16 protein-coding genes are annotated in these 8,043 nt (G+C 57.0%); 2 read left to right on the plus strand and 14 right to left on the minus strand.

The window, feature by feature from the left end; translation table 11 throughout:
* Positions 1-3: 3 nt before the first annotated feature.
* Positions 4-453 carry a c-type cytochrome gene (locus tag AC097R_RS21100; protein WP_479600185.1) on the minus strand — a complete coding sequence of 150 codons (450 nt, stop codon included), beginning with the start codon at positions 451-453 and terminating at the stop codon, positions 4-6.
* A gap of 182 nt (positions 454-635) precedes the next feature.
* On the opposite strand from AC097R_RS21100, the gene AC097R_RS21105 reads away from it, so the two are divergent.
* Positions 636-1,292: a cytochrome b/b6 domain-containing protein gene (locus AC097R_RS21105; RefSeq protein ID WP_479600186.1), complete on the plus strand. Its 657-nt coding sequence runs from the start codon at positions 636-638 to the stop codon at positions 1,290-1,292.
* Positions 1,289-1,798 (plus strand): GNAT family N-acetyltransferase, encoded by a 510-nt coding sequence (locus AC097R_RS21110; protein WP_479600187.1) that lies wholly within the window; start codon positions 1,289-1,291, stop codon positions 1,796-1,798. Before AC097R_RS21105 ends, AC097R_RS21110 begins: the two co-directional genes overlap by 4 nt.
* 59 nt (positions 1,799-1,857) lie before the next feature.
* Here AC097R_RS21110 and AC097R_RS21115 read toward each other — a convergent pair whose 3' ends face one another.
* The 13 genes from AC097R_RS21115 to AC097R_RS21175 form a co-directional block, all read right to left on the minus strand.
* On the minus strand, positions 1,858-2,364 hold the full coding sequence (locus AC097R_RS21115; protein ID WP_479600188.1) for a redoxin family protein: 507 nt from the start codon (positions 2,362-2,364) through the stop codon (positions 1,858-1,860).
* A 101-nt stretch (positions 2,365-2,465) separates the two neighbouring features.
* Positions 2,466-2,735, minus strand: coding sequence for a 30S ribosomal protein S17 (gene rpsQ, locus AC097R_RS21120; RefSeq protein ID WP_105261715.1), 270 nt, complete (start codon positions 2,733-2,735; stop codon positions 2,466-2,468).
* Positions 2,736-2,745: 10 nt separating this feature from the next.
* On the minus strand, positions 2,746-2,955 hold the full coding sequence (gene rpmC / locus AC097R_RS21125; RefSeq protein ID WP_310342506.1) for a 50S ribosomal protein L29: 210 nt from the start codon (positions 2,953-2,955) through the stop codon (positions 2,746-2,748).
* 16 nt (positions 2,956-2,971) lie between these two features.
* Positions 2,972-3,388 carry a 50S ribosomal protein L16 gene (gene rplP, locus AC097R_RS21130; protein ID WP_029708121.1) on the minus strand — a complete coding sequence of 139 codons (417 nt, stop codon included), beginning with the start codon at positions 3,386-3,388 and terminating at the stop codon, positions 2,972-2,974.
* A gap of 2 nt (positions 3,389-3,390) precedes the next feature.
* Positions 3,391-4,287 (minus strand): 30S ribosomal protein S3, encoded by an 897-nt coding sequence (gene rpsC / locus AC097R_RS21135; RefSeq protein WP_310342522.1) that lies wholly within the window; start codon positions 4,285-4,287, stop codon positions 3,391-3,393.
* 16 nt (positions 4,288-4,303) lie between these two features.
* The gene (gene rplV, locus AC097R_RS21140; RefSeq protein ID WP_075585605.1) at positions 4,304-4,633 is read right to left on the minus strand and encodes a 50S ribosomal protein L22; all 330 of its coding nucleotides are present in this window, start codon (positions 4,631-4,633) and stop codon (positions 4,304-4,306) included.
* A 10-nt stretch (positions 4,634-4,643) separates the two neighbouring features.
* A complete protein-coding gene (gene rpsS, locus AC097R_RS21145) occupies positions 4,644-4,922 on the minus strand; it encodes a 30S ribosomal protein S19 (RefSeq protein WP_094476242.1) in 279 nt (92 codons plus the stop codon).
* Positions 4,923-4,933: 11 nt separating this feature from the next.
* Entirely contained in the window at positions 4,934-5,758 is an 825-nt protein-coding gene (gene rplB, locus AC097R_RS21150) for a 50S ribosomal protein L2 (RefSeq protein WP_479600189.1), read from the minus strand.
* A 2-nt stretch (positions 5,759-5,760) separates the two neighbouring features.
* A complete protein-coding gene (gene rplW, locus AC097R_RS21155; RefSeq protein WP_105261719.1) occupies positions 5,761-6,084 on the minus strand; it encodes a 50S ribosomal protein L23 in 324 nt (107 codons plus the stop codon).
* A gap of 8 nt (positions 6,085-6,092) precedes the next feature.
* Complete coding sequence (rplD, locus tag AC097R_RS21160) at positions 6,093-6,713, minus strand: 50S ribosomal protein L4 (RefSeq protein WP_479600190.1); 621 nt, start codon at positions 6,711-6,713, stop codon at positions 6,093-6,095.
* Positions 6,713-7,387 carry a 50S ribosomal protein L3 gene (gene rplC / locus AC097R_RS21165; protein WP_310342537.1) on the minus strand — a complete coding sequence of 225 codons (675 nt, stop codon included), beginning with the start codon at positions 7,385-7,387 and terminating at the stop codon, positions 6,713-6,715. The genes rplD and rplC overlap by 1 nt, the downstream gene beginning before the upstream one ends.
* A 201-nt stretch (positions 7,388-7,588) precedes the next feature.
* Positions 7,589-7,903, minus strand: coding sequence for a 30S ribosomal protein S10 (gene rpsJ, locus AC097R_RS21170; protein ID WP_068674876.1), 315 nt, complete (start codon positions 7,901-7,903; stop codon positions 7,589-7,591).
* A 23-nt stretch (positions 7,904-7,926) separates the two neighbouring features.
* A partial coding sequence (locus AC097R_RS21175) for an EF-Tu C-terminal domain-related protein (RefSeq protein WP_446033001.1) occupies positions 7,927-8,043 on the minus strand: 117 nt, incomplete at its 5' end.

Here is an 8,043-nt window from a genome sequence, read left to right on the forward strand (position 1 = left end):
CGCCTAGCTGCGGAATGCGTCGTGGCAGGTCTTGCAGTTGCCGCCGGCGGCGCCCACCGCCGCCTTGATGTTGTCGAGGTTGCCGGTTTTGGCGGCCGCGCTAAGTTTTGCCATGTCGGCCTGCAGCTTCTCAGACAGTTCGGTGAACTTAGCCTTGTCGGTCCAGATCTCAGCCTTGGCCTTGGTGTCCCCCTTGTCCGAGCCTTCCACAAATGCGCTCCAAGGCAGCTTGCTCATGAACGCGGCCACTTCGGCACTGTCCGCAGCCACCTTGGCATCAAACGGAGCCTTGCCCGCCGCCATTGCAGCCACCCGGCCGAAGTTCTGTTGCATCACGAACATCACACTCTTGCGGTACTTGATGGCATCTTCCGCTTTGGCGAACTGCGCGAAGGCAGGCACTGCGATCACCAAGGCAGTCGCTGCCAAAATCAGGGAAACAAGCTTTTTCATGGGTTGTCCTCTCCAGGAGTGGTTAGAAATGGCCAGCGGGTAGAGTAACGCCAATTTGCAAAAGTTCTCACGCGGGCAACAACCGAGGGTAAGTACCAAGCGCCCTCCAGTTGCGACCAGCGCGGTGCTACATTGTTGCGTGGCGGCCCGTCGGACCCGCCCTTCGTATCGGGAGACAAACTATGCAGACAACCAGGGTGTGGGACCTGCCCACTCGGCTCTTCCATTGGGCCTTGGCCGTGTGCTTTGTGGCGCTGGTATTCACCGGACAGACCGGCAAATTCGACTGGCATTTCCGGCTGGGCTATAGCGTGCTGACCCTGCTGCTGTTTCGGCTGGTGTGGGGTTTCGTCGGGGGGCACTGGTCGCGCTTCTCCAGCTTCATCTACCACCCGTCCACCATCCTGCGTTACCTGCGCGGTGAAGGCCAGACGCTGCACAGCGTGGGCCACAACCCGGTGGGTTTCCTGTCGGTCTTGGCCCTGCTGGGGTTCAGCCTGCTGCAGGTCTTCACCGGCTTGTTCAGTGACGACGAGATCGCGTCTTCCGGCCCTTTGACCAAGTTCGTGAGCGGCAAGTGGGTCAGCCTGGCCAGCGAGTACCACGCCGAGGTCGGCAAGGTCATCCTGATTGTTCTGGTGTTGCTGCACATCGCTGCCATCCTGTTTTACAAGTTCAAGAAGGGGCACAACCTGGTCGCACCTATGCTGCACGGCAACAAGCAGCTGACCGAGCCCGTGCCCGCCTCGCGCGACGACGCCGCCTCGCGAACCCTGGCGCTCGTTATTTTTCTAGCGTGCGCAGGCCTGGTGACTGCCTTGGTGCGGTGGACAGAATGAGTCCTGAGTCTGCCTTGCAGGCGCCCGAAGCAGCGCGGCTGCTGCAACCCCACTCGCCCGCCGACCTCGACGGTGTGCGCGTGCTGTTCAAGGAGTACGCCGACAGCCTGAATGTGGACCTGTGCTTCCAGAATTTCGAGACCGAACTGCGGCAGCTGCCTGGTGATTACGCCCCACCGCGCGGCAGCTTGCTGGTGGCGGTGGTCGGCGAGGCGTTTGCCGGTTGCTGCGCATTGCGTCCGCTGGACAGTGCCGATTATCCCAACGCCTCGGAGATGAAGCGCCTGTATGTGCGCCCCGAATTTCGGGGCTTGGGCCTGGGCCGCATGCTGGTCGAGGGCATTCTGGATGCGGCACGGCAATCGGGCTACAGCTGCGTGCTGCTGGACACCCTAGACGATATGGAATCTGCCCGCGCCCTGTATGCCGAATTGGGTTTTGTAGATGTGCCACCGTTCTACTACAACCCGATTCCCGGCGCGCACTACCTGAAGGCGGAGCTGTAGGCGTTAAAAAAGCCCTGCCGCACAACCGTGCGGCAGGGCTTTGCACAAACGCGGCGTATTTAGGCCTTGGCTTGAGCCAGCAAGGTTGCAGCGTCGCTCACTTCGAATTTGCCCGGGGCTTCCACGTTCAACGAAACCACCTTGCCGTCTTTCACCAGCATGGAGTAGCGGTTGCTACGCAGCCCCATGCCGCGACTCGTGAGGTCCAGGGTCAAGCCCGTAGCCTGGGCAAAGGCAGCGCTGCCGTCGGCCAGCATGCGGACCTTGCCAGCGGTCTTCTGGTCACGGGCCCATGCGCCCATGACAAAAGCGTCATTCACGCTGACGCACCAGATCTCATCCACGCCAGCCGCCTGGAAAGCTTCCACGTTTTGCACGTAGCCGGGCACGTGCTGGGCCGAGCAGGTGGGGGTGAACGCGCCTGGCAAGGCAAACAGCGCGATGGTCTTGCCGGCAGTGGCCTTGGCCACGTCAACCGGGTTTGGGCCCAGGCTACAGCCTTCGCCCTCGACTTCGGAATATTCCATCAGTGTGGTGGCGGGAAGGGTTTGACCGACTTGAATCATGTGTGCTCCTGAGAATGAAAGTACGTTTTGAAAGTACCAATGAAAACGGCCCACATTGTGGGCCGTTTTGAAGTCACTTGCAGTGAACGAAGCCGATAGGCTTAGACTGCAGCAGCCTTTTCCACCAAGCGGGTCGCAACCCAGTTCTTGGTCTTGGAAATGGGCTTGCTTTCCGTGATTTCGATGACATCACCCAACTTGTACTCGCCCTTTTCGTCATGGGCGTGGTACTTGCTGGTTTTTGCCACGATCTTGCCGTAAAGCTCATGCTTCACGCGACGCTCGATCAGTACAGTCACTGTCTTCGAACGCTTGTCGCTGACCACCTTGCCAATCAAGGTGCGCTTGAGGGATTTTTTAGCTTCCGTCATTTATCGCTCCTTATTTGGCGGATTTTTCAGCGCTTTGCTTCTCGACAAGAATAGTCTTGGCGCGAGCAATATCACGGCGCGCAGAGCGCAGCGTAGCGGTGTTGTTGAGTTGTTGCGTGGCTTTTTGCATACGCAGGCCAAAGTGGGCTTTTTGCAGCTCTTTGACTTCCGTAGTGAGTCCGGCAATGTCTTTGGTGCGCAGTTCAGCAGCTTTCGTCATTTCGATATCTCCTGAATTACTGGCCAATCATGCGTGCCACGAACGTAGTACGCAGAGGCAGCTTGGCCGCAGCCAAACGGAATGCCTCGCGTGCCAGCTCTTCAGGCACACCGACGATTTCAAACACGATCTTGCCGGGCTGGATTTCAGCCACGTAGTACTCGGGGTTACCTTTACCGTTACCCATACGCACTTCAGCAGGCTTTTGGGAGATCGGCTTGTCAGGGAACACACGAATCCAGATACGGCCGCCACGCTTCACGTGACGGGAAATTGCACGACGTGCAGCTTCAATCTGGCGAGCCGTCAGACGGCCGCGGTCAGTACATTTGAGACCGAAGTCACCGAATGCGACCGAGCTTCCTCGGGTAGCAATACCGGTGTTACGGCCTTTTTGCTCTTTGCGGTATTTCCGGCGAGCGGGTTGCAACATGGTTATTCTCCTTTACCGTCAGCTGCTGCAGCTGGCGCGGCGATTTTACGAACGCGCTTAACGGCTGGTTTGTTTGCATCAGCACCCAGTGCTTCTGCGGGCTTGTCGCTGCCATCGGCAGGGGCTGCATTGCCACCCACGGGACGACGAGCGCCACGGGGAGCGGCGCGGTCAGCACCTGGACGGGCACCACCGCGGTCATCGCGGCGGGGACCACGTGGGCGACGTTCTTCTTCGGAACGAGGCTCCACAGCAGCGGGCAGATCGTTACGGCCCAAGGTATCACCCTTGTAGACCCAGACCTTCACACCGATGATGCCGTACGTGGTTTTGGCTTCGGAAGTTCCGTAGTCAATGTCAGCGCGCAGGGTGTGCAATGGCACACGGCCTTCACGGTACCACTCGGTACGAGCAATTTCGATGCCGTTCAGACGACCGGACGACATGATCTTGATGCCCAAGGCGCCCAAACGCATCGCGTTTTGCATGGCGCGCTTCATGGCACGGCGGAACATGATGCGTTTTTCGAGCTGCTGGGTGATGCTGTCAGCGATCAGCTTGGCATCGATTTCGGGCTTACGCACTTCTTCGATGTTCACTGCCACTGGCACGCCCAATTGCTTGCCCAGATCGCGCTTCAAGTTTTCGATGTCTTCGCCCTTCTTGCCGATCACCACGCCCGGACGAGCCGAGAAAATGGTGATACGCGCGTTCTTGGCAGGACGCTCGATCAGAATGCGCGAAACCGAAGCGTTCTTCAACTTGGCCTTCAGGTACTCACGCACCTTGATGTCTTCGGCCAGCATGCCCGCGAAATCACGGTTGCTAGCGTACCAACGAGAAGACCAATTACGGCTGATCGCCAAGCGAAAGCCGGTTGGGTGGATTTTTTGTCCCATATCTTCCTGGCCTCTTTCAGTTACCAACCGTCACGTACACGTGGCACGTGGGCTTGCGGATTTGATTGCCACGGCCTTTGGCACGTGCTGTGAAGCGACGCAGAGAAGCACCTTGTTCGACGTAGATGGTTTTCACCTTCAGTTCGTCGATGTCGGCGCCATCATTGTGCTCAGCATTGGCAATGGCGGACTCCAGAACCTTCTTGATGATCACAGCAGCTTTTTTCTGTGTGAATTGCAAGATGTTCAGAGCTTGGTCAACTTTTTTGCCACGGATCAGATCCGCGACCAGACGACCTTTGTCTACCGACAAACGGACGCCACGAAGGGTTGCACGAGTTTCCATGGTCACCTCCTTATTTCTTTTGGACTTTTTTGTCCGCAGGGTGACCCTTGAAAGTACGGGTCAGAGCGAACTCACCCAACTTGTGGCCAACCATTTGATCGGTGATATAGACAGGTACGTGCTGTTTGCCGTTGTGCACAGCAATGGTCAAGCCGATGAAATCGGGCAAGATCATAGAACGACGCGACCAAGTCTTAATCGGCTTCTTGTCCTTGGTAGCAACGGCCTTTTCGGTCTTGGCTACCAGGTGGTGGTCCACAAAGGGACCCTTTTTGAGAGAACGAGTCATTTACCTACCCCTTACTTCTTGCGACGCGACACGATCATGACCTGCGTGCGCTTGTTGTTACGGGTACGGTAACCCTTGGTCAGATTACCCCAAGGATCGACTGCATGACGGCCTTCGCCGGTCTTGCCTTCACCACCACCGTGCGGGTGGTCAACCGGGTTCATCACCACACCGCGAACGGTTGGGCGAATACCCATCCAGCGCTTGACACCGGCTTTACCCAGGCGACGCAGGCTGTGCTCTTCGTTGGCGACTTGGCCAATGGTTGCGCGGCAGTCGATGTGGATCTTGCGAACCTCACCGGAGCGAACGCGAACCTGGGCGTAAGTGCCTTCACGGGCCAGCAGGGTGGCAGATGTACCGGCAGAGCGGATGATCTGTGCGCCCTTGCCCACTTGCAATTCCACGCAATGGATGATGGAACCCACTGGGATGTTGCGGATGGGCAAAGTGTTGCCCACGCGGATAGGAGCTTCGGAACCATTCATGATGGTTGCGCCGACTTCCAGACCACGGGGGGCGATGATGTACTTGCGTTCGCCGTCGGCGTAGCACACCAGTGCGATGTGCGCAGAGCGGTTGGGATCGTACTCAATGCGTTCCACTTTGGCGGGAATGCCATCCTTGTTGCGCACAAAGTCGACAACGCGGTAATGGTGCTTGTGTCCACCGCCCTTGTGACGGGTGGTGATGTGGCCGTTGTTGTTACGACCAGCATGCTGGAACTGAGGTTCCAGCAACGCAGCGTGAGGAGCACCCTTGTACAGGTGGTCACGCGAAATCTTCACCACGCCACGACGGCCTGGAGAAGTAGGTTTCATTTTAATGACAGCCATGATTACGCGGCCTCCCCACCAAGGTTCAGCTCTTGGCCAGGCTTGAGCATCACGTAGGCTTTGCGAACGTTGTCGCGACGGCCATTCGATTTGCCAAAGCGCTTGGCCTTGCCTTTTGTGTTCACCACAGAAACGCCTTGCACTTCCACCTTGAACATCAATTCCACAGCGGCCTTGATTTCGGGCTTGGTAGCGTCTTGTAGCACCTTGAACGTCACAGCATTGGATTTTTCAGCCACCATGGTTGCCTTTTCAGACACGATGGGAGCAACCAGAACCTGCATCAAACGACCTTCGTCGTACTTGACTTTCGACGTGTTGTTCATACGGGCGCTCATGCGAACATCTCCTTGAGTTTGTCCATGGCAGCCTTGGTCACCAACACCTTGCGGTAGTGCACCAACGACAGGGGATCTGCATAGCGAGGCTCAACAACTAGGATGTTCACTAGGTTGCGAGATGCCAAGTACAGGTTTTCATCCACTTCGTCAGCAATCACCAGCACGGACTCAAGGTTCATCGCCTTGAATTTGGCTGCCAATGGCTTGGTCTTGGGAGAATCCACCTTCAGGGAGTCAACCACTGCCAGACGGCCTTCGCGGGCCAGCTGAGACAAGATGGAAGCCATACCTGCGCGGTACATTTTCTTGTTGATCTTTTGCGCGAAGTTTTCATCGGGCATGTTAGGGAAGATGCGGCCGCCTCCGCGCCACAGAGGCGAGGAAGTCATACCGGCACGGGCGCGGCCCGTTCCCTTTTGCTTGAAAGGCTTCTTGGTCGAGTGATGGACTTGCTCGCGGTCTTTTTGGGCACGGGTGCCTTGACGCGCGTTGGCCTGGAAGGCCACCACCACTTGGTGAACCAAGTCTTCGTTGTATGCGCGACCAAACACGGTTTCTGGCGCGTCGTATTTCGACGTAGCCTGACCTTGGTCATTCAGGAGTTCGAGCTGCATCAGTTCGCTCCTTTCGCTGTTTTAGCCTTGACTGCGGGACGGACGGTCACAAAACCACCTGCTGCACCGGGGATTGCACCCTTGATCAACAGCAATTGACGCGCTTCGTCGATGCGGATCACATCTAGGTTTTGCGTGGTTTTGGTGACATCACCCAAGTGACCAGTCATGCGCTTACCGGGGAACACGCGACCTGGGTCTTGTGCCATACCGATAGAACCGGGAACGTTGTGCGAACGGCTGTTACCGTGCGAAGCACGTTGCGAGCTCATGTTGTGGCGCTTGATGGTACCGGCGAAGCCTTTACCAATGGAGGTGCCTTGCACGTCCACTTTTTGACCGACAACAAACACATCAGCAACGGGCACAGTAGCACCAGCGGTGTACTTTGCGGCTGCATCAGCGGTTACGCGAAATTCCTGGATGATTTCACCGGCTTCAACACCTGCTTTGGCAAGGTGACCGGCGATGGGCTTGGTTACACGCGAAGCTTTGCGTGCACCGAACGTTACCTGCAAGGCAACGTAGCCATCGTTCTCCTGGGTTTTGACCTGCGTCACGCGGTTGTTCGACACGTCTACCACCGTAACAGGAACTGCATCCCCGTCATCGGTGAATAGGCGCATCATGCCAACCTTGCGACCCAGCAACCCTAAGTGATTGCTAAGACTCATTGTTTTCTCCGTAACTCCCACCGCTGCAACTTCAATTGGCTACAGCGTTTTTGCGTGAGAGACTGTTAATAAAACTCCACCCACGCGCAAAAGCACATGGAGCAGAGCCAGCGAGTATAGCGCGCGCTTGTGATTTGCACAAGCCCCCTGCTTTTCCTTGCTAGTCAGAAGCCTTGGACTTGCGTCCAAGGCCACTATTTCTTACTGCAGCTTGATTTCAACGTCCACGCCAGCTGGCAGATCGAGCTTCATCAGCGCGTCTACAGTCTTGTCTGTGGGATCAACGATATCCATCAGACGCTGGTGCGTACGAATTTCAAACTGATCGCGACTGGCCTTGTTCACGTGAGGTGAACGCAGGATGTCAAAACGCTTCATGCGGGTTGGCAAAGGCACGGGGCCCTTGACAATCGCACCGGTGCGCTTCGCGGTGTCAACGATTTCAGCAGCCGATTGGTCAATCAGCTTGTAGTCAAACGCCTTCAGGCGAATGCGGATTTTTTGCTTGGCGGCCATCGTAATTCCTTAGTTTGCGCGAATTACGCGATGATTTTCGCGACCACGCCGGCGCCGACGGTACGCCCACCTTCGCGGATGGCGAAGCGCAGGCCTTCTTCCATGGCGATGGGGTTGATCAGCTTCACAGTGATCGACAC

The organism is Rhodoferax sp. ZS1R25, from assembly GCF_056521335.1.

Excerpts from the sequence above, each read along its gene's own strand:
- rplP (WP_029708121.1), bottom strand. The coding sequence starts at position 3,388 with ATGTTGCAACCCGCTCGCCGGAAATACCGCAAAGAGCAAAAAGGCCGT.
- rplD (WP_479600190.1), bottom strand. The coding sequence starts at position 6,713 with ATGCAGCTCGAACTCCTGAATGACCAAGGTCAGGCTACGTCGAAATAC.
- AC097R_RS21100 (WP_479600185.1), bottom strand. The coding sequence starts at position 453 with ATGAAAAAGCTTGTTTCCCTGATTTTGGCAGCGACTGCCTTGGTGATC.
- rplB (WP_479600189.1), bottom strand. The coding sequence starts at position 5,758 with ATGGCTGTCATTAAAATGAAACCTACTTCTCCAGGCCGTCGTGGCGTG.
- rplW (WP_105261719.1), bottom strand. The coding sequence starts at position 6,084 with ATGAACAACACGTCGAAAGTCAAGTACGACGAAGGTCGTTTGATGCAG.
- rpmC (WP_310342506.1), bottom strand. The coding sequence starts at position 2,955 with ATGACGAAAGCTGCTGAACTGCGCACCAAAGACATTGCCGGACTCACT.
- AC097R_RS21115 (WP_479600188.1), bottom strand. The coding sequence starts at position 2,364 with ATGATTCAAGTCGGTCAAACCCTTCCCGCCACCACACTGATGGAATAT.
- rplV (WP_075585605.1), bottom strand. The coding sequence starts at position 4,633 with ATGGAAACTCGTGCAACCCTTCGTGGCGTCCGTTTGTCGGTAGACAAA.
- AC097R_RS21110 (WP_479600187.1), top strand. The coding sequence starts at position 1,289 with ATGAGTCCTGAGTCTGCCTTGCAGGCGCCCGAAGCAGCGCGGCTGCTG.
- rpsJ (WP_068674876.1), bottom strand. The coding sequence starts at position 7,903 with ATGGCCGCCAAGCAAAAAATCCGCATTCGCCTGAAGGCGTTTGACTAC.
- rpsQ (WP_105261715.1), bottom strand. The coding sequence starts at position 2,735 with ATGACGGAAGCTAAAAAATCCCTCAAGCGCACCTTGATTGGCAAGGTG.
- rpsS (WP_094476242.1), bottom strand. The coding sequence starts at position 4,922 with ATGACTCGTTCTCTCAAAAAGGGTCCCTTTGTGGACCACCACCTGGTA.
- rpsC (WP_310342522.1), bottom strand. The coding sequence starts at position 4,287 with ATGGGACAAAAAATCCACCCAACCGGCTTTCGCTTGGCGATCAGCCGT.
- AC097R_RS21105 (WP_479600186.1), top strand. The coding sequence starts at position 636 with ATGCAGACAACCAGGGTGTGGGACCTGCCCACTCGGCTCTTCCATTGG.
- rplC (WP_310342537.1), bottom strand. The coding sequence starts at position 7,387 with ATGAGTCTTAGCAATCACTTAGGGTTGCTGGGTCGCAAGGTTGGCATG.